General features: G+C 61.4%; 23 protein-coding genes. 10 read left to right on the top strand and 13 right to left on the bottom strand.

Annotated elements, in window-relative coordinates; translation table 11 throughout:
* The first annotated feature begins 150 nt into the window (after positions 1 to 150).
* Positions 151 to 1071: a LysR family transcriptional regulator gene (locus tag CRO59_RS08230; RefSeq protein WP_096797773.1), complete on the top strand. Its 921-nt coding sequence runs from the start codon at positions 151 to 153 to the stop codon at positions 1069 to 1071.
* Positions 1072 to 1193: 122 nt separating this feature from the next.
* Here CRO59_RS08230 and CRO59_RS08225 read toward each other — a convergent pair whose 3' ends face one another.
* Positions 1194 to 2207 (bottom strand): ABC transporter substrate-binding protein, encoded by a 1014-nt coding sequence (locus CRO59_RS08225; protein WP_097086835.1) that lies wholly within the window; start codon positions 2205 to 2207, stop codon positions 1194 to 1196.
* A gap of 408 nt (positions 2208 to 2615) precedes the next feature.
* Here CRO59_RS08225 and CRO59_RS08220 point away from each other — a divergent pair, with 408 nt between their 5' ends.
* From CRO59_RS08220 to CRO59_RS08210, 3 genes are read left to right on the top strand one after another with little or no spacing between them, the layout of a single operon-like run.
* Complete coding sequence (locus CRO59_RS08220) at positions 2616 to 4214, top strand: ABC transporter permease (RefSeq protein WP_097086834.1); 1599 nt, start codon at positions 2616 to 2618, stop codon at positions 4212 to 4214.
* Entirely contained in the window at positions 4211 to 5026 is an 816-nt protein-coding gene (locus CRO59_RS08215) for an ABC transporter ATP-binding protein (RefSeq protein ID WP_027611158.1), read from the top strand. Before CRO59_RS08220 ends, CRO59_RS08215 begins: the two co-directional genes overlap by 4 nt.
* A 13-nt stretch (positions 5027 to 5039) precedes the next feature.
* Entirely contained in the window at positions 5040 to 6650 is a 1611-nt protein-coding gene (locus tag CRO59_RS08210; RefSeq protein ID WP_097086832.1) for an arylsulfatase, read from the top strand.
* A 104-nt stretch (positions 6651 to 6754) separates the two neighbouring features.
* On the opposite strand, the gene CRO59_RS08205 is transcribed toward CRO59_RS08210, so the two are convergent.
* Positions 6755 to 7828 (bottom strand): fatty acid desaturase, encoded by a 1074-nt coding sequence (locus CRO59_RS08205; protein WP_097086830.1) that lies wholly within the window; start codon positions 7826 to 7828, stop codon positions 6755 to 6757.
* Between the two features lie 100 nt (positions 7829 to 7928).
* Between CRO59_RS08205 and CRO59_RS08200 the strand changes: the two genes are divergently transcribed.
* Positions 7929 to 8933: an AraC family transcriptional regulator gene (locus tag CRO59_RS08200; RefSeq protein ID WP_097086828.1), complete on the top strand. Its 1005-nt coding sequence runs from the start codon at positions 7929 to 7931 to the stop codon at positions 8931 to 8933.
* Between the two features lie 108 nt (positions 8934 to 9041).
* Here CRO59_RS08200 and CRO59_RS08195 read toward each other — a convergent pair whose 3' ends face one another.
* Positions 9042 to 10427 carry a heavy metal sensor histidine kinase gene (locus CRO59_RS08195; protein WP_097086826.1) on the bottom strand — a complete coding sequence of 462 codons (1386 nt, stop codon included), beginning with the start codon at positions 10425 to 10427 and terminating at the stop codon, positions 9042 to 9044.
* Complete coding sequence (locus CRO59_RS08190) at positions 10417 to 11097, bottom strand: heavy metal response regulator transcription factor (protein ID WP_027611153.1); 681 nt, start codon at positions 11095 to 11097, stop codon at positions 10417 to 10419. Before CRO59_RS08190 ends, CRO59_RS08195 begins: the two co-directional genes overlap by 11 nt.
* A gap of 136 nt (positions 11098 to 11233) precedes the next feature.
* Here CRO59_RS08190 and CRO59_RS08185 point away from each other — a divergent pair, with 136 nt between their 5' ends.
* Positions 11234 to 11719 carry a heme-binding protein gene (locus CRO59_RS08185; RefSeq protein WP_097086824.1) on the top strand — a complete coding sequence of 162 codons (486 nt, stop codon included), beginning with the start codon at positions 11234 to 11236 and terminating at the stop codon, positions 11717 to 11719.
* An 11-nt stretch (positions 11720 to 11730) separates the two neighbouring features.
* A complete protein-coding gene (uraH, locus tag CRO59_RS08180) occupies positions 11731 to 12141 on the top strand; it encodes a hydroxyisourate hydrolase (RefSeq protein ID WP_097086822.1) in 411 nt (136 codons plus the stop codon).
* A gap of 126 nt (positions 12142 to 12267) precedes the next feature.
* On the opposite strand, the gene CRO59_RS08175 is transcribed toward uraH, so the two are convergent.
* Positions 12268 to 12945, bottom strand: coding sequence for a Crp/Fnr family transcriptional regulator (locus CRO59_RS08175; protein ID WP_097086821.1), 678 nt, complete (start codon positions 12943 to 12945; stop codon positions 12268 to 12270).
* A gap of 82 nt (positions 12946 to 13027) precedes the next feature.
* On the opposite strand from CRO59_RS08175, the gene CRO59_RS08170 reads away from it, so the two are divergent.
* Positions 13028 to 13552 (top strand): DUF962 domain-containing protein, encoded by a 525-nt coding sequence (locus CRO59_RS08170; RefSeq protein ID WP_096796908.1) that lies wholly within the window; start codon positions 13028 to 13030, stop codon positions 13550 to 13552.
* Positions 13553 to 13633: 81 nt separating this feature from the next.
* On the opposite strand, the gene CRO59_RS08165 is transcribed toward CRO59_RS08170, so the two are convergent.
* From CRO59_RS08165 to dibA, 6 genes are all read right to left on the bottom strand, one after another.
* Positions 13634 to 14623: a sulfate/molybdate ABC transporter ATP-binding protein gene (locus CRO59_RS08165; protein WP_003220514.1), complete on the bottom strand. Its 990-nt coding sequence runs from the start codon at positions 14621 to 14623 to the stop codon at positions 13634 to 13636.
* A gap of 3 nt (positions 14624 to 14626) precedes the next feature.
* Entirely contained in the window at positions 14627 to 15499 is an 873-nt protein-coding gene (cysW, locus tag CRO59_RS08160; protein ID WP_003220512.1) for a sulfate ABC transporter permease subunit CysW, read from the bottom strand.
* A 13-nt stretch (positions 15500 to 15512) separates the two neighbouring features.
* Positions 15513 to 16331, bottom strand: coding sequence for a sulfate ABC transporter permease subunit CysT (gene cysT / locus CRO59_RS08155; RefSeq protein ID WP_027611147.1), 819 nt, complete (start codon positions 16329 to 16331; stop codon positions 15513 to 15515).
* Between the two features lie 155 nt (positions 16332 to 16486).
* Positions 16487 to 17500 carry a sulfate ABC transporter substrate-binding protein gene (locus CRO59_RS08150; RefSeq protein WP_027611146.1) on the bottom strand — a complete coding sequence of 338 codons (1014 nt, stop codon included), beginning with the start codon at positions 17498 to 17500 and terminating at the stop codon, positions 16487 to 16489.
* 137 nt (positions 17501 to 17637) lie between these two features.
* On the bottom strand, positions 17638 to 17820 hold the full coding sequence (gene oscA, locus CRO59_RS08145; protein ID WP_003220508.1) for a sulfur starvation response protein OscA: 183 nt from the start codon (positions 17818 to 17820) through the stop codon (positions 17638 to 17640).
* A 308-nt stretch (positions 17821 to 18128) separates the two neighbouring features.
* On the bottom strand, positions 18129 to 20048 hold the full coding sequence (dibA, locus tag CRO59_RS08140; RefSeq protein WP_097086819.1) for a phosphodiesterase DibA: 1920 nt from the start codon (positions 20046 to 20048) through the stop codon (positions 18129 to 18131).
* 147 nt (positions 20049 to 20195) lie between these two features.
* On the opposite strand from dibA, the gene desA reads away from it, so the two are divergent.
* A complete protein-coding gene (desA, locus tag CRO59_RS08135; protein WP_095137852.1) occupies positions 20196 to 21380 on the top strand; it encodes a delta-9 fatty acid desaturase DesA in 1185 nt (394 codons plus the stop codon).
* A gap of 247 nt (positions 21381 to 21627) precedes the next feature.
* Positions 21628 to 22617, top strand: a complete 990-nt coding sequence (locus CRO59_RS08130; RefSeq protein WP_097086817.1) for a sensor domain-containing diguanylate cyclase — start codon at positions 21628 to 21630, stop codon at positions 22615 to 22617.
* A gap of 139 nt (positions 22618 to 22756) precedes the next feature.
* Here the strand turns inward: CRO59_RS08130 and CRO59_RS08125 are convergent, their stop codons facing one another.
* Both CRO59_RS08125 and gabT read right to left on the bottom strand, forming a co-directional pair.
* The gene (locus tag CRO59_RS08125; protein WP_097086815.1) at positions 22757 to 23968 is read right to left on the bottom strand and encodes a response regulator; all 1212 of its coding nucleotides are present in this window, start codon (positions 23966 to 23968) and stop codon (positions 22757 to 22759) included.
* A gap of 130 nt (positions 23969 to 24098) precedes the next feature.
* On the bottom strand, positions 24099 to 25376 hold the full coding sequence (gene gabT / locus CRO59_RS08120; RefSeq protein WP_003220503.1) for a 4-aminobutyrate--2-oxoglutarate transaminase: 1278 nt from the start codon (positions 25374 to 25376) through the stop codon (positions 24099 to 24101).
* Positions 25377 to 25421 lie beyond the last annotated feature (45 nt).

Genomic DNA, 25421 nt, shown 5'->3' with positions numbered 1-25421 from the left:
GCGGCAGCGAAACATCGCTCTATCTATATTCCATTTACATCTAATAGATATTCACATGCTTCGTTGACGGAATAAGAGCTTGCATTTAAAACCTCAAGCAACCCTCGTCGCAAATGCCTTCGAGCTATTTTTAGGATGCCGGAAAAGCATATGGATCTCCGCCAGTTGCGCTACTTCATCGCCCTCAACGAACACCGCAGTTTTGTCCGTGCGGCAGACGCGATGGGCATCACTCAACCGGCGTTCAGCCGCAGCATTCAAGGGCTGGAGCAAGAGTTCGGCTGCGTGCTGGTGGATCGCGGCAACAAGGATCTGCGCCCGACACCCGAAGGCCAGGTGGTGCTGCAACACGCCCTGACCCTGGTGCAAGGCGCGGCGCTGCTCAGCGCGGAAGTGACGCAGATGACCAAGCTTGATGCCGGGGAACTGCACTTCGGCTGCGGCCCGGCCCCGGCGGTGAAACTGGTGCCGGACGCGGTGGCGCAATTCATCAACGCGCACCCGAAAGTGCGCACCTGTTTTCAGGTGGATAACTGGGAAAAACTCAGCCGTGCGCTGAGCCGTGAAGAGATCGAATTCTTCATCGCCGACATCCGCCACTTCGAAGCCGACCCGAACTTCCAGACCCAGGCCCTGACGCCCAAGCGCGGGGTGTTTTTCTGCCGACCCGGGCATCCGCTGCTGGCCAAGGAAAGCCTGTCGACCAACGACATGTTCGACTACCCGCTGGCGACCACGCTGATCCCGCCAGGGATTCGCAAACTGCTGGCGAACCTCAGCGGCCGGATCGATTTTTCCCCGACCATCGAGACCGAGCATTTCCCGGCGCTGGTGAAAGTGGTGCTGCAATCGAATGCCATCGGCATCGGTACGGAAGAGGCGTTTTACGAGGACATTGCCCAGGGTTCGCTGGCGCTGCTGCACTGGCGCAATCTGCCGCAGAATCTGGAGAGCATGAACGCGCGCTGCGGGATTGTCAGTCGCACAGGATTTCGCTTGTCGCCGGCAGCGAGAGCGATGATCGAGACGTTGGTGGCGGTGGATAAACAGGCAATCAGTGTCGCGGTTTGAGGACGCCTTCGCGAGCAAGCCCGCTCCCACAGGGGATCGTTGTGAATACAAAATCTGTGTTCACTGAAGATCCCTGTGGGAGCGGGCTTGCTCGCGAAAAGGCCCGTCCAGACACTGGAGATTCAGAGCTTGGCCGCCGCCAGTTCAGGCGCCACCCAATCACTGACCTTGAACGGCTTGCGAATCAGCTTCTGCTGCGCCGCCAGGTCTACCGAGTCCTGCAACTTGCCGAGGAACACCGGGTCCAGCGTCGACGGGAACACTTCGCTGAGTTTCTGATCCTGCAGGTCCTGGGTCAGGATCACCGGTGGATAACTTGCCAGCCCCGACACCAGTTGCACGTAGGCAGCCTTGTTGCTGTCCTGAGTCAGCCACTCAACCGCCTGCTGCTGCGCCTTGAGCAGTTTTGCCACGACCTCCGGGTGCCCGTCGACAAACTTGCCGGTGCCAACCAGCACCGATTGCACACTACCGGCACCACCCAGATCCTTGGTGTTCAGCGGCAATTCCGCCAGCCCCTTGGCTTGCAGCGCCGTCAGCCCTGAGCTGCCCCACGACGCGTCGATCTGTTTCGCCGCCAGTGCCGCGACCGCGCCGCTGAAGTCGAGATTGATCACTTTCAGATCCTTCTCGCTCAAGCCCTGACTGGCCAACGCCGCATCAAAAGACAACTGCGTGGCGGTGCCACGGAAGATCGCCACGCGCTTGCCTTTCAGATCCTGCAGGGTCTTGATCCCCGAACCCGGCACCACGCCCAGATATTGCTTAACCCCACGCGCACTGGCGCTGAGTAGCCGCGTGTCGAGGCCATTGGACTTGCCGATGATCGCCGCGAGGTCGCCCAGATACGCCAGATCGACCTGACCGTTGGCAAACGCCTCGTTGATCACCGGCCCGGCGCCCTTGAAGAAGCTCCACTGAATCTTGATGCCCTGATCGGCGAAGGCTTTTTCGAAGATCTGCTGGTCACGCAGCACGTCCACCACACCGCCGCCGCTGTGCTGGGTGCCGGCGCTCAGGTCAGGCACGGCGATCCTGATTTCCTTGAGTTCGTCAGCCTGCGCGTTAAACGCCAGCAGGCCCGCCAGTGCCGGAATGGCAAACAGACTGAAGACTCGTTTGAAGGGAAGGTTCATGGGTGCGGCTCCTTGATCACGACAGGCGTTGAGGAGCCGAAAGTAGGCCGAAGCATGACCTTCGCTTAAATACTATAAATGCACATTTTTATAGCCTTTAGCGCTAAGCGTGAAATCACGCGGGCTGCAGCGGCGTATGCATTAACAGCATCGAAAATATTCTTCGAATGCATTGGATGCGCGTCGCGCTGCAAGCCTTAAATGGTCTGGCTTATCTCTCAATAGAATTGATTTGAATTTTTATAGATCGATTTTGCATACACCGCTAGCCAATTGTGGGAGCGGGCTTGCTCGCGCAGAGGCCGTGTCATTCACCATCATCGGTGCCTGACACTCCGTCTTCGTGAGCAAGCCCACTCCCACACAGGCACAGCGGTTCGCCATGCAACCCGACAACGGAGGTCACCCATGGCCCGTGATTCCCTGCTCAGCCTGCCGCTGCCCGCGCCGCCCCTGAAAAGTCGACGGGTGTGGCCAAGCCTCAACCAACGCGTTTTGCCGTGGTTGCTGCCGATCAGCCTGTTCGCCCTGTGGTGGCTGGCCGCACGCAATCAATGGATGAGCGAGCAAATCCTGCCGGCGCCATCGCTGGTGTGGAACAGCGCCATCGAGCTGTCCCAGGGCGAGCTGTGGAGTCATTTGTGGATCAGCCTGCAACGCCTGCTCTGGGGCTTGCTGGCAGGGATCTCTGCCGGCGCGGTGCTGGGTGCCGCGCTGGGCTTCAGCCGTCGCCTCGAACGCCTGGTCTTCCCGACGTTCGCCGGTCTGGCACAGGTACCGACGCTGGCGTGGATTCCGCTGTTCATGGTGTTTTTCGGCATCGGCGAAGTGCTGAAACTGGTGGTGCTCATCAAGGCCATCGTGGTGCCGGTGACCCTGCACACCCTGGTCGGCGTTCGTGATGCGCAACCGAAACTGCGCGAAGCCGCCGCCGTATTGCGCCTGCCGTCGTATTTGCTGATCCGGCGCCTGGTGCTGCCCGCTGCACTGCCGGCGTTCATGGCCGGCGTGCGTCTGGCCCTGGCCGCTGGCTGGACTTCATTGCTGGCGGTGGAGCTGTTGGCGTCCAGCGAAGGCATCGGCTACCTGATGGTCTGGGCACGGCAACTGTTCATGCTCGACATCGTGTTCGTGTGCATCGTGGTCATCGGTGTGCTCGGTGTCGCGATGGATCGCGGCATCGGTTTTCTCGACCGCAAACTGGTGCACTGGCCGCACCCGGCGACTGCGGAAATCCGCCGAGGCCCACGTTATCAAGGCTGGCAACGGCTGCAACCGTGGCTGTTGCCCCTGAGCCTGATCGGCGTCTGGCAAGTGGCGAGCGATCAGCAGTGGGTCGATGTGAATATTCTGGTCAGCCCGCTGGCGGTACTGGAAACGACCAGGAACGGTCTGCTCGACGGCACGCTGATCAGCGGCATGGCCTTGAGCCTCGGTCGTACCCTTGGCGGGTTGCTGCTGGGCGGCGGACTCGGTTTCGCCCTCGGCCTGTTGCTGGGTCTGTCGCGCACCAGCGAACGGCTGCTCGGCCCGACTCTCGCCGCCATTCGCCAGATCGCGATTTTCGCCTGGGTGCCGCTGCTCACCGCGTGGTTCGGATTGGGTGAATTGGCGAAGTGGGTGTTCGTCGCCCTCGCCGCGTTTTTCCCGCTGTTCATCGCCACCCAGCGCAGCGTCGCCAACCTCTCGCCACAACTCAACGAAGCCGCGCAGGTGCTGCGCCTGAGCCTCGACCAGCGCCTGCGTCGTCTGGTGCTGCCGGGTGCGGCGCCGGGGATTTTCGCCGGGCTGCGCCTGAGTCTGATCTACGCCTGGCTCGGCACCATCGGCGCCGAATATTTCATGCCGTCCAACGGCGGCATCGGCAGCCAGATGATCGGCGCCCAACAACTGCTGCGCATGGATCTGATCATGGCCGGGATGCTGCTGGTCGGCCTCACCGGCGCCCTGCTCAACCTCATCGGCCAACGCCTAGAAATTCGCGCTACTCGCTGGAGACACGCATGAACGCACCGATTGTCAGCTTCACCCACGTAGGCAAATCCTTCGACGTCGACGGTTTCGAACTGGAGGCGATTCGCGAATTCAACCTCGACATCGCCGAGGGCGAATTCGTCGCCATCGTCGGCTCCAGCGGTTGCGGCAAATCCACCTTGCTGCGTTTACTGGTGGGTCTGGATACGCAGTTTCGCGGGCAGATCAGTGTCGATGGCAAAGCCGTCAGCGGCATCGGCGGCGAGCGCGGCATCGTGTTTCAGGAGCATCGGCTGTTCCCGTGGCTGACCGTGGCCGACAACATCGGTCTGGGCCTGGTCAACGAGCCACTGAGCACCGCCGAAAAGCAGCAGCGCATCAACGATTTCATCGATCTGGTCGGCCTGCGCGATTTCACCCGCGCCTATCCGCACCAGCTCTCCGGCGGCATGGCCCAGCGCGTGGCGATTGCTCGCGGACTGGTCGCCAGCCCACGGATTCTGCTGCTCGACGAACCGTTCGGCGCGCTCGATGCGTTGACCCGTCAGCAAATGCAGGACGAGCTGCTGGCGATCCGCGACCGGGCGAAAATCACCACGATCCTCGTCACCCACGACGTCGAAGAAGCGATCTTTCTCGCCGATCGCGTGGTGGTGATGGAGCCGCGTCCGGGACGGATCAAGCAAGTGGTCGACATCGCCTTGCCGCACCCGCGTCAGCGCAGCAGTTTCGACTTCCATCAGTTGCGCGAAGAGCTGCTGCACGAACTGACCAGTGACGACCATTACCAACCGAGCCTGCCGGTCCAGATCCGCGATCTGCCGCTGTCGTTCATTGCCTGCTGAGAGGAGCTTTTCGATGCCGCAACGCCCCAACTTTCTGGTGATTCTGGCCGACGATCTCGGCTTCTCCGACATCGGCGCCTTCGGTGGCGAAATCGCCACGCCGAACCTCGACGCTCTGGCCAACAATGGCCTGCGCCTGACCGATTTCCACACCGCTCCGACCTGCTCGCCAACGCGTTCGATGCTGCTGACCGGCACCGACCACCACATCGCCGGCATCGGCACCATGGCCGAAGCGCTGACCCCGGAGCTGATCGGCAAACCGGGTTACGAAGGCTATCTCAACGACCGCGTTGTGGCCCTGCCCGAGCTGCTGCGCGAGGCCGGTTATCAAACCTTGATGAGCGGCAAATGGCACCTCGGCCTGACTGCTGAACTGGCGCCGCAGGCCCGCGGTTTCGAGCGTTCGTTTTCGTTGCTGCCGGGTGCGGCCAACCACTATGGTTTCGAGCCGACCTACGATGAACACACCCCTGGCCTGCTGAAATCGACTCCGGCGCTGTACATCGAAGACGACACCTTTATCGACAAATTACCCAAGGATTTCTACTCGTCGGATGCCTTCGGCGACAAGCTGCTGCAGTACCTCAAGGAGCGCGATCAGAGCCGGCCATTCTTCGCCTACCTGCCCTTCTCCGCACCGCACTGGCCGTTGCAGGCACCGGCCGACATCGTCGAAAAATACCGTGGTCGCTACGACGCCGGTCCCGAAGTCTTGCGTCTGGAGCGCCTGGAAAAACTCAAGGCGCTGGGCCTCATCGAGCCGGATGTCGAGCCGCACCCGCTGATTCAACTGAACACGCAATGGGCTGCGCTGAGCGCTGAGCAACGGCAGATTTCCGCGCGGGCCATGGAGGTCTACGCGGCCATGGTCGAGCGCATGGACTGGAACATCGGCCGGGTGGTCGATTACCTGCGCCAGCAGGGCCAACTCGATAACACCTTCATCCTGTTCATGTCCGATAACGGTGCCGAAGGCGCGCTGCTGGAAGCGTTCCCCAAGTTCGGCCCGGAACTGCTGACTTACCTCAATCAGCATTACGACAACAGCCTCGACAACATCGGCCGCGCCAATTCCTACGTCTGGTACGGGCCGAGCTGGGCGCAGGTGGCGACGGCGCCGTCACGGCTGTTCAAGGCGTTCACCACCGAAGGCGGGATTCGCGTACCGGCGCTGCTGCACTATCCGCAACTGCCGATCAAAGGGCAGATCAGCCACGGCTTTGGCACGGTGATGGACATCACCCCGACCATTCTCGATCTGGCCGGCGTGCGTCATCCGGGCAAGCAATGGCACGGCAAACCGGTGGCGCCGCTGCGCGGTAAATCATGGCTGGGCTTTTTGTCTGGCGAGACGGCCCAGGTGCATGACGAGCACACCGTGACTGGTTGGGAGTTGTTTGGCCGGCGGGCAATTCGCCAAGGGTCGTGGAAAGCCGTGTGGATCCCCGGGCCGGTGGGGCCGGCGACCTGGCAGCTTTACGACCTGAGCAGCGATCCGGGGGAAATTCATGATCTGGCGTCGAGTCAGCCGGACAAGCTCAGCACCCTGATCGGGCATTGGCAGAAATATGTGGAGGAGACCGGGGTGATTCTGAGTGCTTCGCCGTTTCAGCCGGATTGAGGTTGCCTGATCCGACGCCTTCGCGAGCAAGCCCGCTCCCACAGTTGAAATGCGTTCCCCTGTGGGAGCGGGCTTGCTCGCGAAGAGGCCCGCAAACTCGCCTGTCAAGCCCGAGCCGTACGCGCCTCCTCCGCTACCACTTCATCCCGCCGAACAAACCGGTTCGCCCGCCCAAACGTGCCGAAATCATTGAACCGCACGCCCATCTCACGCATCACCTTATGCGCCACCGGCACGGTCATCTGCCGGATGTAAAACGGTTCTTTCACCACAAAATGATGAATCCCGTGGCTGCTGCCGAAGTTGAAGCAGAACGCCTGCAACGGCCACAACCACCACGGGTTCAACACCTGGCATTGCTGCAGCACGTTGCCCGCCTCGATGTCGCCGTAGTAATGCATGTTCGAGCTGATGAAGTGCAGGCAAAAGGTGCGCAGCACGTTCGGACCGATGATCACCACTGCCGCGATATCGATCACCTGCATCACCGACAGCGTGGTCGCCGACCATTCAATCGGCGAACCCATGAGGTAGGCGATGCCATTCGCCGCATGAAAACCGAGAAACACATACCACGCGCCCCAATGCACCAGCGCCAGCGGCGCGTAAACCTTCAGGGTACGTTTGATGATGTTGAATTTGTGCGCCCAGGTCTTGGCCCGCAGCATGCGGATGAACGCCGACATCACGTTGTCACCGACCATCAGCAACCGCGCAAAACCCCACGGTTCGCCGTTGGTGATCGCGCGTTCTTCCATGTCGGTTTCGGTGCCGGAGACCTTGTGGTGATTGAGGTGCAGATGGCGGCGGATCCACGGGTTGATCGTGCTCGGCCGCGCCAGCCAGACCAGGCCCATCATCAAATTGTGCGGCACACGCTGCTTGCGAAAATACATGCTGTGGATCAGGTCGTGCTCCAGCTCGTGGGTCAAGGACGCGAAAAACGCATTCAGCAGCAGGCACACCCACCATGCCATGTGACCCGTGATGTACAGCGTCGCCGAACCGATCATCCCGGCCAGGGCGAAGGCCAGAATCCCCGCGCCGAGGGCGTCCTGGTGTTGCAAAATCGGATAGCGCTGACGCAACTCGACGCCCTTGGCCAGCACCACTTCGCGAATATGCGCTGATCGCTGAGCAGCATTGTGTCGCTGGGGACTTGCAGAAGTACGGTCCATGCTTCCATCCTCTGGTTATTGATGTTCGCATCCTGCCCTGCGAACGCTTTATTGATGGTAGCCGTGAACGCCAACCTGTTGACCGGAAGCGCCAATCAGCATGAAGGAACCGACCTCGCTCGCCAGCTGGACCCGTGCCTTGCGCAAGCAACTCGATGCGCTGGGGCTGGACAGTCTCGGCCTGTGCCAACAGGCCGGACTCGATCCGCAGTTGATGGACGACCCGAACGCGCGTTATCCGTTGTCCGGCACCACGCGTCTGTGGCAACTGGCGGTGCAGTTCAGCGGCGATCCGGCGATCGGCCTTCGAGTGTCGCGCTTCGTCAGCCCGACCACGTTCCATGCGCTGGGTTACGCGCTGGTGGCCAGCGGCAGTCTGCGCGAAGTGTTCGAACGCATCGTGCGTTATCACCCGGTGGTCAGCGATGCGCTGGAACTGGAGCTGAGCCGCAGCGATGACCGCTATCTGTTTCGTCTGAAAATTCCGTCAGGCAATCCGGCGCCGGCCTTCGAAGCCATCGATGCCTTTGCCGCGATCTACGTGCGTACCTGCCGCAATCGCCTGGGTCGCGATTACGCGCCGCTGGCGGTGTACCTGCGCCGACCGGAACCGTCCGATGCGCATCAGTGGCACAAGGTGTTCCGCGCCCCGGTGCATTTCTCCTGCGCCGAAGATCGCCTGGAGTTCGCCCTCGCCGACTTCGACAGCCACCTCGACGACGCCAACCCGGAACTGGCCGAACACAACGAAGCGGTGCTCAAACGCACGATGGCCCAACTCCAGCCGCTGACCTGGGAGCGCAAGGTGCGCGACGCTATCGAAGAGCAACTGCCCGAAGGCGAACCTAGCGCCGAACGCATCGCCCAGGCGTTGCACCTGAGCCTGCGCAGCCTGCAACGGCACTTGGCGGATGAGGGCTGTCGCTTCGACACGCTGCTCAACGAGAGCCGCGAAAACCTCGCGCTGCTGCACCTGCGCGATCCGCAGTGTTCGTTGAGTGAAGTCAGTTACCTGCTGGGGTTTGCCGACACCAGCAGCTTCAGCCGCGCGTTCAAGCGCTGGACGGGAATGACGCCGGGGCAGTTTCGCGACGGGTTGCGCTGACTGACCCCAGGGTTGGGTCGTCAGTTCCGACGTCTTCGCGAGCAGGCTCGCTCCCACATTTGGAATGCGTTTCACATGTGGGAGCGAGCCTGCTCGCGAAGGCGTCCTTCAATTCACCACAAAACCCAGCCCAAATACCGTGCCCTCCGCATCACTGCTCACCCGCACCCGCCCGCCATGCAACAGCATGATCGACTGCACGATCGCCAGCCCCAGCCCACCGGAATCCCCAGGCTGCGCCCGTGAAAGGTCGACGCGATAGAAGCGGTCGAACAGTTTGCCCAGATGTTCTGGCGCGATCACCGGGCCGTGATTATGTACCTGTAACCAGCACACACCCGGCTCATCGCGGCGGCGCAGGCTGATCAGCGTGCCTTCATCGGCGTGACGCACCGCGTTGGCCAGCAGATTACCCAGGGCACGTTGCAGCAGTTGCTGGTCGGCCACCAGTTCGCCGTGCAGCGCATTTTCCAGACGGATATTGCGGTCGTCCGCCAGCGCTTCGAAGTAATCGCACAATTCATTGCCGACCTCGTGCAATTCCAGCGTGCGCAAGTCGAGCGCGCGCTCCGCCTGTTCGGCGCGGGCGAGGAACATCAGGTTCTCGGCCATGCGTTTGAGGCGTTCGAATTCTTCCATGTTCGACGCCAGCAGCTCCTGATACTCCGCCGTGCTGCGCGGGTGATTCAGCGCCTGGCCGTTGCTGGCGAGCAAGGTGTGCAGCGGGGTGCGGATCTCGTGGGCGAGGTCGGCGGAGAACTGAGAGAGGCGCTGCACGCTGTCGTCCAGCCGCGCGAGCATGCCGTTGAGCGCCTGCACCGGTTCGAGCAGTTCGGCGGGGGTGCCACTGGCGGGCAGACGCTGGTCTAGGCTGCGCAGATCAATGCCACGCACCGCCGCGCTTAACTGGCGCAGCGGTTGCAGACCACGGCGCAGCAAAACCAGGCCCAGCGCGAACGCCAGCAACGCGCCAAGCCCGACGGCCAGGTACAGGCGCAAGCGATAACTGGCGAGCATCTGTTCACGTTCGGTCAGTACCTTGCCCGCGATCACCGTCAGCAGTTCGCCGTTTGGCCCTTGGGCGTCCCCGGACAACAGCGCCAGCTCGGCGCCGTCCGGCGCCTGCCAGGTCAGCACGTCGCGACGCTGCGGCGTTTGCTCGCGTGCGATTGCGTTCAATGGCGGTAGGTCGCGCTGGCGCGGGTTGATCGCAATCACGTTCGAGCCATCGGCGCGCCGCACCAACAGCAGGCTGTCGAGGTTACCGAGCATGTTCTGATAGAGACGTGGCCGCGCCTGCAAGGCGCCGAGGCTGTCACTGTCGGCGAGCAAGGCGCGCACCTGCTCCAGACGGCCGAGCAACGCGAGGTCGTCGCGGTAGGCGATTTCCGAGCCGAGCGAGCGGTAGAGAAACACACCAATCGCACTCAACACCAACGCGCAAACCACGGCGAACGCCAGAGCCAGACGCCAGGCGATCGACCTAGACCGCATCGTCGGGCGCCTCCAGCTGATAGCCGACCCCGCGCACGGTGTGGATCAGTTTCGGCATGTACGGATCATCGACCTTGGCCCGCAAGCGGCGCACTGCAACTTCGACCATGTTGGTGTCGCTGTCGAAATTCAGGTTCCACACCTGCGAGGCGATCAGCGTGCGCGACAGCACTTCGCCCTGACGGCTGGCGAGCAATTGCAGCAAGGCAAATTCCTTGTTGGTCAGGGCAATGCGCTGACCGCCGCGACTGACCCGACGCCGTAGCACGTCGATTTCCAGGTCGGCGATGCTGTAGGACTCGGCCTCGCGCAGCGGCCCACGCCGCAGCAGCGTGCGCACCCGCGCGAGCAATTCGGCGAAGGCGAAGGGTTTGAGCAAGTAATCATCGGCGCCGAGTTCGAGGCCGCGCACGCGGTCTTCGATGGCGTCCTTGGCGGTGAGGAACAGCACCGGCGTGGCGCCGCGCTGGCGGATCAGTTGCAGCAGTTGCCAGCCATTGAGGCCCGGCAGCATCACGTCGAGGATGATCAGGTCATATTCCTGCTGCTCGATGAAATAGCGCCCATCGAGACCATTGAGCGCCACGTCCACGGCAAATCCCGATTCGCCCAAGCCCTTGGCCAGGAAATTCGCGGTTTTGGCTTCATCTTCTACGACCAGCAAACGCATGGCACACCTCAATTGATCAAGCACACAGGCTAGGCGCCTTCGGCGGCGTTGCCCATTACAAACTTGTAATCCGACTGACGGGGTTCTGACGAAGAGCGGCGGCTAAGGTGATGTCCTTCGTTTTTGGAGCCTGTCCATGACCGTCAAATACCTTGCAGCCAGCCTTGCCCTCGGCCTCAGCGTCAGTGTTTTCGCCGCCCCTGAACTGCCGCGCCACGCTGACCTCGATCTGAAAACCGCACGCCTGCTGGCCGACACGGCGCTGAGCAATTGCACCGCCACGGTATCGGTGCTCGACCGTGGCGGCAACTTGCTGGTGACCCTGCGCGGCGACGGCGTCGGCCCGCACAACACCGCTGCCAGCCAGCGCAAGGCCTACACCGCGCTGTCGACGAAAACCCCGACCCGGCTGTTCGCCGAACGCGCCCGCAGTAATCCGGAGACCGCCAACCTCAACACCCTCGATGAGCTGCTGTTGCTCGGCGGCGGGATTCCGTTGTTCGCCGCTGATGAACTGGTCGGCGCCATGGGCGTGGCCGGTTCCGGCGGCGGCGAGCAAGACGAAAGCTGTGCCATCAAGGCCGCCGAAAAGGCCGGCCTGACCATTACCCGTTCCCACTAAGGAGACTGACCATGACCACCCTGCGCATGACCTTCGCTGCACTCGGCCTGAGTGCCTTCTCCAGCCTGGCGCTGGCCGCCGGCAACCCGCTGAGCGTGCACGTGCTCAACCTGGAAAACGGCCTGCCCTCGCCGGGCGTCAACGTGACCCTGGAAAAACACGTCGGCCAGAACTGGCAGCCACTGGCCCAAGGCACCACCAACGAGCAGGGACGCATCGCCGAACTGTTCCCGGCCAAACAGCCTTTCGAGGCAGGCGAATACCGGGTGGTGTTCAAGACCGGCGAGTATTTCGAGAAGAACAAGCGCGAGACGTTTTTCCCGGAGATTCCGGTGATTTTCCAAGTGAAGCAGACTGACCAGCACTACCACATCCCGTTGCTGCTCAGCCCTTATGGTTTCTCGACCTATCGCGGCTCCTGAATCAACACAGATCAAAAATGTGGGAGCGAGCCTGCTCGCGAAGGCGTCGGTTCACTCGACATCACCGTTGAATGACCCACCGCTTTCGCGAGCAGGCTCGCTCCCACAGGGGATCTCAGGTGCCCGTCAAATTGTGGCCAGCGCGCGCAATCGCTCGGCATCGAGAATCTCGATCTCGCCATACCCCAACCCGATAATCCCCTGCCCCTGCAGATCCTTGAGGATCTGGTTGGTGGTCTGCCGTGACAGCGACAGCATCGACGCCAGCTGCTCCTGCGGCAGTTGCAGCACCCGGCGTGGCGCATCGATTTCACCGTAGCCCTCGGCGATCATCAGCAAGCGATGCGCCAGGCGTGCCGGGGCCGGCAGCAGGCTCAACTGTTCGAGATTGATAAAGGTCAGGCGCAGTTTGTGGCTCATCAGCAATGCCAGATGGCGCCAGTACACCGGCTGTTCGTCGAGGATTTTCAGCAGCGTGGCCTGCGGGATATTCAGCAGGCTGCACGGCCCGACCGCATACGCATCATGAGTGCGTGGCTGGCCGTCGAACAGGCAGATTTCGCCGAACCAGTGCGGCGCCTCCACCAGGCTCAGCAACGCCTCCTTGCCCTGCTCGCTCACCGCGCCGATTCGGATCGCGCCGTCGAGCACCGCGTACAGGCCGCAGGGCGGATCACCGCGCTGGAACAGGCGCTGCCCCGCCGTCAGCCGCCGCTCCCGGGCCGCCGCCAACAGACTATCCTGAAAGGATGCCGGCAGATGACTGAACCATTGCCCGGTCAGCAGCCGTGAACGCTTATCCATGATCACTCCCAATTGTCGCCTGCCTGACAGAGCGAACGCCGAACCCGAGGCATGCTGCACGCACCCTACAGGAGGAACAACAATGAAAAGCCTCGTCGACCATCTCAGTCAATACGCCGCCTACCACCGCGACCCGCGCAACATCGCCAGCCACTTTATCGGCATTCCGCTGATCGTGGTGGCGGTGGCGGTGTTGCTGTCGCGACCAGAATGGTCACTGGGCGGCTTGTGGATCTCTCCGGCGGTGCTGCTGGCGCTGGCGTCGGCGTGGTTCTACCTGCGCCTGGAACTGAAGCTGGGCGTGCTGATGACGCTGTTGATGGGGCTGTCGGTCTGGGCCGGGCACACGCTGGCGCAGCAGAGCACCATGGTCTGGCTGAGCAGCGGGCTGGCGATGTTTGTGATCGGCTGGGTGATCCAGTTTGTCGGGCACCACTACGAGGGGCGCAAACCGGCGTTCGTCGATGACGTGAGCGGGCTGATTGTCGGGCCGCTGTTTGTCGTGGCCGAAGTGGCGTTCCTGCTCGGCATGCGGCATGAGTTGAAAGAGCAGATCGAGGCGCGGGCGGGGGTGGTGCGGGTCAATCCGAATCGTGCGGCTGTGTAGATCGCATTCGCGAGCAGGCTCGCTCCCACATTTGGAATGTATTTCCCTGTGGGAGCGAGCCTGCTCGCGAAGCTTTTGATCTTAAAGACTGGCGACTTTCTGCCAGACCTTCGGCTTGAAGAACAGCGTTTCACCCTTGGCCAGTCCGATCAGGCTGTCGTGATCCTTCACCACTTCGGCCTCGATCAGATCGGTCTGCCCTTCCACCTTCAACGTCACCCGCGTGGTCGCACCCAACGGGCGAATATCGCGCACTTCCGCGGCGTGGTGATCTTCCAGTTCATGCTTGGACAACGACACTTCGTGCGGACGGAACAGCACATGGTTGTCGTCGCTGAGCAGCAAGCGGTTCGAGTCGCCGAGGAAGTGATAAACGAAATCGCTGGCCGGGTTTTCGTAGACGTCGCCCGGTGAGCCGATCTGCTCGATCACGCCCTTGTTCATCACCACGATGCGGTCGGCGACTTCCATCGCTTCTTCCTGGTCGTGGGTCACGAACACCGAGGTCAGGTTGATGTCTTCGTGCAGGCGTGCGAGCCAGCGGCGCAGTTCTTTACGCACCTTGGCGTCGAGAGCGCCGAACGGCTCGTCGAGCAGCAGCACCTTCGGTTCAACCGCCAACGCGCGCGCGAGGGCGATACGCTGACGCTGACCACCGGACAGTTGTTCCGGGTAGCGATCCGACAACCAGTCCAGCTGCACCATGTTCAGCAGTTCGTGGACCTTGGTCGCGATCTGGCTTTCACTCGGGCGCTGGTTTTTCGGTTTCATGCGCAGGCCGAACGCGACGTTGTCGAATACCGTCATGTGCCGGAACAGCGCGTAGTGCTGGAACACGAAACCGACGTTGCGATCACGCACGTCGTGGCCGGAGACGTCTTCGCCGTGAAACACGATGTTGCCCTGATCCGGGGTTTCCAGGCCGGCGATGATCCGCAGCAGCGTGGTCTTGCCACAACCGGACGGGCCAAGCAGCGCCACCAGTTCACCGCTGTGAATGTCCAGGCTGATGTTGTCCAGCGCCTTGAACGCATTGAAATTCTTGCTGACGTTACGCACTTCGATCGACATGAATTATTCCTCCGCGGCGCTGGCGCGCAGGCGGTTGATACGGTTTTCGCTCCACTGCTTGAGCAGCAGGATGAAGAGCGCCAGGATCAGCAACAGGCTCGCCACAGCGAACGCGGCCACGTGGTTGTATTCGTTGTAGAGGATCTCAACGTGCAGCGGCAAGGTGTTGGTCACCCCGCGAATGTGCCCGGAAACCACCGACACCGCACCGAACTCACCCATGGCCCGCGCGGTACACAGCACCACGCCATAGATCAGCCCCCACTTGATGTTGGGGACGGTGACATGCCAGAACATCTGCCAGCCATTAGCGCCGAGCAGCCGCGCGGCTTCTTCTTCCTGCGTGCCTTGTTCCTGCATCAGCGGGATCAGCTCACGGGCCACGAACGGCACGGTGACGAAGATCGTCGCCAGCACGATGCCCGGCAGGGCGAAGACGATCTGGATGTCGTGATCCTGCAGCCACGGCCCGAACAGGCCCTGAGCGCCGAACATCAGCACGTAGACCAGACCTGCGATCACCGGCGACACCGAGAACGGCAGGTCGATCAGCGTCACCAGCATGCTCTTGCCGCGGAACGAATATTTGCTCACGCACCACGCAGCGCTGACGCCGAACACCAGGTTCAGCGGCACCGAAATCAGCACGGCGATCACCGTGAGTTTCAGTGCCGACAAGGCGTCCGGTTCGAAGATCGCCGTGAAGAATGCGCCGAGGCCGTTCTTCAGACCCTGCGAGACCACGATGAACAGCGGCAGTACCAGAAACAGGAAAAAGATCAGCCAGCCGAGACCGATCAGCACGCGCCGCGAAGTAGCGCTGCCACGGCGTGCAGCGTTGGCCGAGGACGCGGCCGCAATAGACGATTGGGACATGGTTCGCGCCTCCTTATGGGGTTTCGATGCGCCGCTGCAGCAAGTTGATCAGCAGCAACAGGACGAAGGAAACCACCAGCATCAGCACGCCGATGGAAGTGGCACCGGTGTAATCGTACTGGTCGAGTTTGACCATGATCAGCAGCGGCAGGATCTCGGTTTTCATCGGCATGTTGCCGGCGATGAAAATCACCGAGCCGTACTCACCGACACCGCGGGCGAACGCCAGGGCAAAACCGGTCAGCCAGGCGGGCAACAGCGCTGGCAAGAGGATATGGCGGAACACCTGCAAAGGTTTCGCACCGAGGCAGGCAGCGGCCTCTTCGACTTCACGGGGAATGTCAGCCAGTACCGGCTGCACCGTGCGCACCACGAACGGCAGGGTCACGAAAGTCAGGGCGAGGGTGATGCCCAACGGGGTGTAGGCGATCTTGAAACCGAGGTCGGCGGCAAACTGGCCGACCAGACCGGTCGGGGTGTACAGCGCGGTCAGGGCGATACCGGCCACCGCCGTCGGCAGGGCGAACGGCAGGTCGATCATCGCGTCGATCACCTTGCGCCCGGGGAAGGTGTAGCGCACCAGCACCCAGGCCAATAGCGTACCGATGATGCCGTTGATGATCGCCGCACACAGCGCGGTGCCGAAGCTCAGCTTCAACGCTGCCAGCACGCGTGGCGCGGTGATGATCGTCCAGAACTGATCCCAGGTGAGTTGGGCGGCGTGGACGAACATCGCCGCCAGCGGGATAAGCACAATCAGGCTGAGGTACACCAAGGTGTAGCCCAGCGTCAGCCCGAAGCCGGGTATGACGGGGGAGATACGACGCGACATAAAAGTCCTTGGTTGAAAACGCATCAATGTGGGAGCGGGCTTGCTCGCGAAGAGGGAGTATCAGTCAACATCCCTGTCGCCTGAAATACCGCCTTCGCGAGCAGGCTCGCTCCCACATGTTTTGTGCCTGAACTTCAGGCTCGTTTCGAGTGAGATTACTGCGCCTGATAGATCTGGTCGAACACGCCACCGTCGTTGAAGAACTTCGGTTGTGCGGATTTCCAGCCGCCGAAGTCCTTGTCGATGGTCACCAGTTCCAGTTTCGGGAACTGCTGGGCGTACTTCGCCGCCACGTCCTTGTCGCGTGGACGGTAGAAGTTCTTCGCGGCGATCTCCTGACCGGCCGGGCTGTACAGGTGCTTCAAGTAAGCTTCGGCAATCTGTTCGTTGCCCTTTTTCTCGGCATTCTTGTCGACCACCGCCACCGGTGGCTCGGCAAGGATCGACAGCGAAGGCACAACGATGTCGAACTTGTCGGCGCCGCCATCTTCTTTCAGTGCCAGGAACGCTTCGTTTTCCCAGGCCAGCAATACGTCACCCTGACCGTTGTTGACGAAGGTGATGGTCGAGCCACGGGCGCCGGTGTCCAGCACGGGAACGTGCTTGAACAGGGTCTGTACGTATTCTTTGGCTTTTTCTTCGCTGCCGCCGTTGGCTTTCAGGCCATAGGCCCACGCGGCGAGGAAGTTCCAGCGCGCACCGCCGGAGGTTTTCGGGTTCGGGGTGATCACCGAGACGTCGTTCTTGACCAGGTCGCCCCAGTCCTTGATGCCTTTCGGGTTGCCCTTGCGCACCAGGAACACGATGGTCGAGGTGTACGGGGTGCTGGCGTCCGGCAGACGCTTCTGCCAGTCGGCCGGCAGGGTCTTGCCGAGCTTGGCGATTTCGTCGATGTCGCCGGCCAGTGCCAGGGTCACGACGTCGGCGCGCAGACCGTCGATCACCGCCCGGCCCTGCTTGCCCGAACCACCGTGGGACTGCTGGATTTTCACGGTGTCGCCGGCATGATCCTTCTGCCAGAACTTGATGAATTCGGCGTTGTAGTCCTGATACAGCTCGCGCGTCGGGTCGTACGACACATTGAGCAGTTCGTAATCCTTGGCAACCGCGGAACCGGCAAACACAGCACTGGCCAGAGCGGCCAAAGCGTAACGGCGAATCGACGACATGGTGAAAGCTCCTGGAATTCTTGGTGGTGGCTTTTTCTTATGTGTTGCTGGAATCGGGTTGCTCATTCAAAGATCGCCGCCTGCGCCAGCGCTTGCGCACAGCCCCCTGCAAAAGCTGGCGCAGGCTGCGATCTTTTTCAGCTCGGCTTGTTACCCGGCTGCTGCAAACGGAATTTCTCTTTGCGTTCGATCTGCACGACCTGGGCGTTGTGCACAGTGATCTCCACCGCGCCAAACCGCAGATCGCGCAGGGCGCTCTGGATTTCACGCAAGATGGTGGTTTCGTCCTGACCGTCAACGCTGCGAAGGGATGCGCTCATGGTGCTGCTCCTTTGAATGGGATGTGCCTGGCAGTGGGCGGCACTGCGTTCGGCGTGGGAGCAATATAAGAGAGGCGCAGATATTCTTAAAAAGACTATTTAAGAATGTTTATATAACTAGAAAACATTATCTGACGGGGCAAGGGTTTGCGCGGTGTTCAACGAGTTTGAAGCCTGTATGAAACCTTGTAGTGAGGGATTCATCCCCGATGGACTGCGTAGCAGTCCCTGTTTTTCAGGGCCGCTGCGCGACCCATCGGGGATGAATCCCCTCACCACAGGTTTTTGTGTCAGCCATGACAGGACTGTTAACCGATAACAGGGGCTTTCGCCCAATCAATCTCCCCCGCCGACACCGGCCGCCCAAACCAGTACCCCTGCCCCAGATCACATTCCTGCTCCAGCAGAAACGCCGCCTGCTCGGCCTGCTCGATGCCTTCGGCATGCACCTGCATGCCCATGCTGCGAGCCAGGGCGACGATCACGCGAACGATGGCTGCGTCGTCCTCGTCCCACGGCAGACCGGCGACAAAACCCTGATCGATCTTGAGCTTCTGCACCGGCAAGCGCTTGAGCCGCAACAACGACGAGTACCCAGTGCCAAAGTCATCGATGGCCAAGCGAATGCCCAATTCACGCAAGCGATGCATCTGCTCCAGCGCCACTTCCGGGTCATCCATCACCGCGCTTTCGGTGACTTCCAGCTCCAGATACGCCGGATCCAGCCCGGTCTCGTGCAGCACCTGCGCCACCTGCTGATACAGCTCACGCCGGGCAAACAGGCGCGACGACACATTCACCGCGACAAACGACAACACAATCCCGGCCTGCTGCCATTGACACATCTGCGAACACGCCTGGCGCATCACCCAGGCGTCGATCTCGGCAATCAGCCCGGTGCGTTCGGCAATCGGAATGAATTCCGCCGGCGACACCAACCCCCGCTGTGGGTGCTGCCAGCGCACCAGCGCTTCGACGCCGATCAGGCGACTGCTGCGCAAATCGTGAACCGGTTGGTAATAGACCCGCAGCTCCTGTTGCTCCAGCGCGCGGCGTAGCTCGAAGGCGATCTCCACCCGTTGCTGCGCATGCGCGGTCAGTTCTTCGGTGTACAACGCGTAACCGTTGCGTCCGCTGCTCTTGGCCTTGAACAGCGCGGCGTCGGCATTGCGCAGCAATTGATCGGCACTCAATGCATCACTGGGGAACAGGCTGATACCGATACTGGCGTTGATGAACAGCTGATGCCGCTCGATGCTGAACGGCTCCTTCAGCGCATCGAGAATGCGCTGGGCCAGCGCCGCTGCCTGAACCAGTTGTGGACAACTTTCCGCCAGCACCGCGAATTCGTCACCGCCGAGCCGTGCCAGGGTGATTCCGGGGCCGAACAGGTCCTGCAGGCGCGCCGCCACCGCTTTGAGCAGGCGATCGCCGACGTTGTGCCCGAGGCTGTCGTTGATCATCTTGAAGTGATCCAGATCGATCATCAGCAGGGCGCAGCCACGCTTGTGGATCTGCGCCGAGGCCAGCGCCTGCTCGGCGCGGTCGCTGAACAACAGGCGATTCGGCAGGTCGGTCAGCGGATCGTGGTGGGCAAGGTGCTTGAGTTCGTGTTCGGAGTCCTTGATCGCACTGATGTCGGAAAACACCGCCACGTAGTGGCTGAGCCGGCCCTGATCATCGTGAATCACGCGGATGGTCTGCCACTGTGGATAAATCTCGCCGCTCTTGCGTCGGTTCCAGATCTCACCGCTCCATTCGCCCTCGCTCTCCAGCGTGGCGAACATCGCCTGGTAAAAGCCCGGCGGATGGTGGCCGGACTTGAACAGGCTTGGCTGATGGCCGAGAACTTCGTCGTACTGGTAGCCGGTGATTTCCATGAACGCACGGTTGACGTGCACGATCAGGCCCTGACGGTTGGTGACCAGCACCCCTTCGCGGGTGCAATCGAACACGGCTGCCGCCTGACGCAAGCGTTCACGGTCAGACTGACGCTCGCGTAGCCGCGCACCAATGCCGAGAAATTCGCACAATCTGGCCCGTGCCAGGAAAATCAGGCCAGCGCTGACGGCAGCCCAGACGTAACCGTTGATCAGTTGCCATCGCTGCAGATCGACAGACTCATCAAAGAAACTGTTCAATAAGTAACCAGTTCCCTGCAGCCAGACCACGGCAAGCAACAGGTAAAGCAGCGCTGCACGCAAGGCATCGCGGTAAGTGGCAGGCATTCGGCTGTCCATGTCCCTACAAAAAAGGTTGGAATTATAGGTCAAGAAACATCCAGAGACTCTTATCTGAAAGGGCGACTGGTTTTATCTGTGTGCTTGGTGATAATGCAACGGCTGTTTTTATCTTTATCGAGGGCCCTATAGCCTATGTGGTACGAAGGTTTTCTTGGCTTGTCGGCCTGGTCTCTGGTCGCGGTCACCCTGCTGATGACCCACGTGACAATTGTCGCCGTCACGGTCTATCTGCACCGTTACTCGGCCCATCGCTCGCTCGAGCTGAATGCCGGCCTGAAACACTTTTTCCGTTTCTGGCTGTGGCTGACCACGGCGCAGAACACCCGCGAGTGGACTGCCATCCACCGCAAACACCACGCCAAATGCGAAACCGAAGATGATCCGCACAGCCCGGTCATCAAGGGTCTGTCCACCGTGCTGCGCAAAGGCGCCGAGCTGTATCGCGCCGAAGCCGAGAACCCGGAGACCCTGCGCATCTACGGCAAAAACTGCCCCGAAGACTGGATCGAGCGCAACCTCTACAGCCGCTACCCGTTGCTGGGCGTGGCGATCATGGGCGTCATCGACCTGCTGCTGTTCGGCACCATCGGCATCACCATCTGGGCGATCCAGATGATGTGGATCCCGGTCTGGGCTGCCGGCGTGGTCAACGGTCTGGGTCACGCCATCGGCTACCGCAACTTCGAATGCCGCGACGCGGCGACCAATCTGGTGCCGTGGGGCATCCTGATCGGCGGCGAAGAACTGCACAACAACCATCACACCTACCCCAACTCGGCCAAGCTGTCGGTGAAGAAGTGGGAGTTCGACCTCGGCTGGGCGTGGATCAAGGTCTTCAGCTTCTTCAGGCTGGCCAAGGTGCAGCGTGTGGCACCGATCGCCCACCGCGTCGAAGGCAAGGGCCATCTGGACATGGACACCGCCATGGCGATCCTCAACAACCGCTTCCAGATCATGGCCCAGTACCGCAAATTGGTGATCGGCCCGCTGGTCAAGCAGGAGCTGGACAAGGTCGATCATTCGGTACGCCATCAATTCCATCGGGCCAAGCGCCTGCTGTCGCGGGAAACCAGCCTGCTGGAAGACCGTCATCACTTGCGCATCCAGAACATGCTCGAGCACAGCCAGGCGCTGAAGGTCATTTACGAGAAACGTCTGGCCCTGCAGCAGATCTGGGTCAAGACCAGCGCCAATGGCCACGACATGCTCGCCGCCATCAAGGAATGGGTGCACGAGGCTGAAGCCAGCGGCATCCAGTCCCTGCGTGAATTCGCCGACCAGCTGAAAACCTACTCGCTGCGCCCCGCCGCAGCCTGACCGCCATGAACGAATCCCCTGTGGCGAGGGGATTCATCCCCGATCGGTAGCGCAGCTACCGCAAATTTGTCGACGCGTTCTCATTGCTGAAACGCGTCATTTCTACCGCCCGGCGGGAGCAGGCTTCCTCTCTACAAAAGCGCGGAACTTAGCACCGAAAGCCCTATCTCAAAGACACTTCGCCACCCCGGCGGGCTGTACTGTGGCCGTTGTCGAAATTGCGGCACACCTTTTGAGAAACGTGCCGATGGTCAACAACAATCAAAAAGACTCATCCCTTGCGCAGTGGCCCGAGGCCGCGCAAACCCTGATGGCGCTGATGCACGCTCAAGGCGAAGTCGCCCGGCTGAGCGAGCGCGAACAACTGTTCAGTTCATTACTGGTGAGCGTCAACGCGGTGCTCTGGGCGTTCAATTGGGAAACCCGTCAGGTGCTGTATGTCAGCCCTGCCTACGAGCGGATTTTCGGTCGCTCCGCAGGCCTGTTGCTGGCCGACTACAACCAGTGGCGCGACAGCATCTACCCCGACGACCTGGATTACGCCGAACGCAGTCTTGCCGAAGTGCTGCACAAGGGCGCGGTGGAAGACCGCGAGTACCGGATCATCGCCGCCGACGGTCAGGTCCGCTGGCTCAGCGACAAGTGCTTCATCAACCGTCAGGACGAACCCGGGCAACCGGTGATCATCGTCGGCATCGCCGAAGACATCACCGACAAGAAGCACATGGAAACCGAGCTGCATCGCCTGGCGACCACCGACGTGCTGACCCAGAGCAGCAACCGCCGCCATTTCTTCGAATGCGCCAACCGCGAGTTCGAAGAGGCACGCCTGCAAGGTGCACCTCTAGCCTTTCTGCTGCTGGACATCGATGACTTCAAGCAGATCAACGACAGTTACGGCCACCCGGCGGGTGACAACGTGCTGCAGCGCATCGCCGAATGCGGGCGCGCCTCGTTACGCCGGGGCGATCTGTTCGGGCGCATTGGCGGCGAGGAGTTCGCTGCGGTGTTTCCCGGTTGCGCACCGGACATGGCGCTGCAAGTGGCCGAGCGGCTGCAGCAGGAGATTCAGCGCCTGAGTTTCAACCACGAGGGGCAGACATTCGGCATCACCGTCAGCCAGGGCCTGACCAGCCTCAGGGATGGCGACGACAGTCTCGAGAGCCTGTTCGCCAGAGCGGATGCGGCCATGTACGAGGCAAAACGGCAGGGCAAGAATCGGATCATTTCTGCCTGATCCAGAATTTCAGCCACCCAAATATCTAATGTGGGAGCGGACTTGCTCGCGAAGGTGGTAGGTCATTCAGCATTTATGTTGGCTGATACACCGCCTTCGCGAGCAAGCCCGCTCCCACAGGGTTTTGTGAAAAGTCAGATTACTTACGCATCCGCATCAATTCCGGCAGCCCGATCTTCAGCAGCCGCGCCGTACGACTCCTGGCCAGCTCCTCAATGCCCTCATGCTCGGTCAGACGGGCCATCTGCGCCGCCATGTTCATCACCAACGCTTCCCGGGAATAGACCCCGCCACCGAGCTGGTAGACCGACGCAATCAACTCGCGCAGCTCCAGCGGCAGGCGCCAGCGTGTACGCAGCGCCGAACCGTAGGCCGCGCCAAACTCCGCCAGCGCGTCACCGACCTCCTCCCACTCATCCAGCTCGCCGCCAGCCTGCTTCCACTCCTGCAAACAACGCAGCAACGCCAGGTCACCGAGACGATGCAGCATGCCCGCGCAGTAGCAACGTTCCTGATCCAGATCGAGCAGGCGCGCCAGCGTACGCGCGTATTCCGCCGTGTGCAGCGACAGCCCCCAGTAGCGCTCGGCGTAGTCCGCCAGGCATGGGTCACTGAGCTTGGCGCTGCGTTTGAGCGCCAGGCCGAGGATCAGGTTCATGCTCTGCCCCGTGCCGAGCCGATGCAGCGCCTGCCCGAGGGTCTGTACCGCTGCGCCATGGTGCTGCGCCGCGCTGTTGGCGGCGGCGATCAGTACGGCGGTGATCTGCGGATCGGTGCGGATCTCTTCTTCCAGAAGCTTCAGGTCGAGGCCATTGGGGTTGAGGCTGCGTTTGACCGCCACTTGCACATCGGTCATCAATGGCGCGCCGTCGGCCTGCTCGCGACGCCGCTCAAGGAACACCGACAAGGTCATGCCCGGCGCCAGCGTCGGCACTTCGCAGAACACCTCTTCACCCGCATTCAGCAGCAAACCCTGCAGCCGCTCGGTCAGACTTTCCATGTTCAGCGGTTTGGTCAGATAGGCCGTCGGCGCCAACGGGATGGCTTCGCGCACGCTGGCGCTGTCGTTGCGACTGCTCATCAGAATGAACGGCAGCGGCGGATTGCGTTTGCGCTGGCGCACGCTGCGCAGCACGCTCAAGCCATCGATACCGGGCAACTCCCAATCGACAATGGCCAGGTCATAAGGCACTTCGCTGAGTAACGACATGGCTTGCTGGCCATCGGCACACAAGTCCAGCCGCGCATCACAGCGCACGTTGAGCAACACTTGTTTAAGCAGGTCACGAGACCACGGATCGGCCTCGGCAATCAGCACTCGGGGTACGGCGGGTAAATCAACGGCGGTCATGCGCGCTCTCCCTTGCAATGCCTGAACCTTAGCCAATGCTGGCCTATCGATACAGCGCAAAAGGGTTTCCGAGGCATAAAAAAACCCGCCGAAGCGGGTTTTTCTCGATCAGATCACACAGTGCCCGGAATTACAGCTCCGAGAAGCACTCTTCGATGATCGCCAGGCCTTTGTCCAGTTGCTCGTCCGGCGAGGTCAGCGGTACGAGAACGCGCAGCACGTTGCCGTAGGTGCCGCAGGACAGCAGGATCAGGCCCTTGTCGCGCGCCTTGGCCACCACAGCCGCAACGGCGGTCGGGTTTGGCTTGTGGCTGTCGCCGTTTTCGAACAGCTCGACCGCGATCATCGCGCCCAGCGCACGCACTTCACCGATCACCGGGTACTTGGCCTGGATGGCCTTCAGACCGGTTACCAGACGCTCGCCGACAGCCTTGCAGCGATCCAGCAGTTGCTCTTCTTCGAACACTTCCATTACGGCCAGCGCCGCAGCGCAAGCGATCGGGCTACCGGCGTAGGTGCCACCCAGGCCGCCCGGAGCGATGGCGTCCATGTATTCGGCTTTGCCGCAGACACCGGCCAGCGGGAAGCCGCCAGCGATGGATTTGGCGAAGGTGGTCAGATCGGCAGCAACGCCCATCTGTTCCATGGCGAAGAAGGTGCCGGTACGGCCAGCGCCGGTCTGCACTTCGTCAGCGATCAGCAGGATGCCGTGCTGGTCGCACAGGGCACGCAGACGCTTCATGAATTCTTTCGGCGCGACGTAGAAACCACCTTCACCCTGCACAGGCTCGATGATGATCGCGGCGATGTCTTTCGGCTCGGCGTCGTTCTTGAAGATGCGTTCGATGGAAGCGATCGAGTCGTCGATGCTCACACCGTGCAGTTCGTTCGGGTACAGCGCGCGGAAGATGCCGCCTGGCATCAGGCCCATGCCGGCCGAGTAAGGCACGACCTTACCGGTCAGGCCCAGGGTCATCATGGTGCGACCGTGGTAGGCACCGGTGAAGGCGATCACGCCAGCGCGGCCAGTGGCGGCACGGGCGATTTTCACGGCGTTTTCCACGGCTTCGGAACCGGTGGTCACCAGCAGGGTTTTCTTGGCGAAATCACCTGGCACCTTGGCGTTGATCTTTTCGCACAGCTCAACGTACGGCTCGTAGGCCAGTACCTGGAAGCAGGTGTGGGTCAGCTTGTTCAGCTGTTCGGTCACGGCGGCGATGATTTTCGGGTGCACGTGGCCGGTGTTCAGCACAGCGATACCGCCGGCGAAGTCGATGAATTCACGACCTTCAACGTCAGTCACGGTAGCGTTCTTCGCCGACTCAGCGAAGATCGGGTGAATCTGGCCAACACCACGTGGAACAGCTGCGGTACGACGGGCCATCAGTTCAGCGTTAGTCTTGCTCATTACAGTCCTCATTCACCGCTCATCGGGCGGCGTGGTTCAAGGATT

Source organism: Pseudomonas sp. LAMO17WK12:I5 (genome assembly GCF_900215165.1).
GTDB lineage: Bacteria > Pseudomonadota > Gammaproteobacteria > Pseudomonadales > Pseudomonadaceae > Aquipseudomonas > Aquipseudomonas putida_A.
Note: the sequence above shows the minus strand (reverse complement) of the source record. Positions and strands in the feature narration are given on the sequence as shown.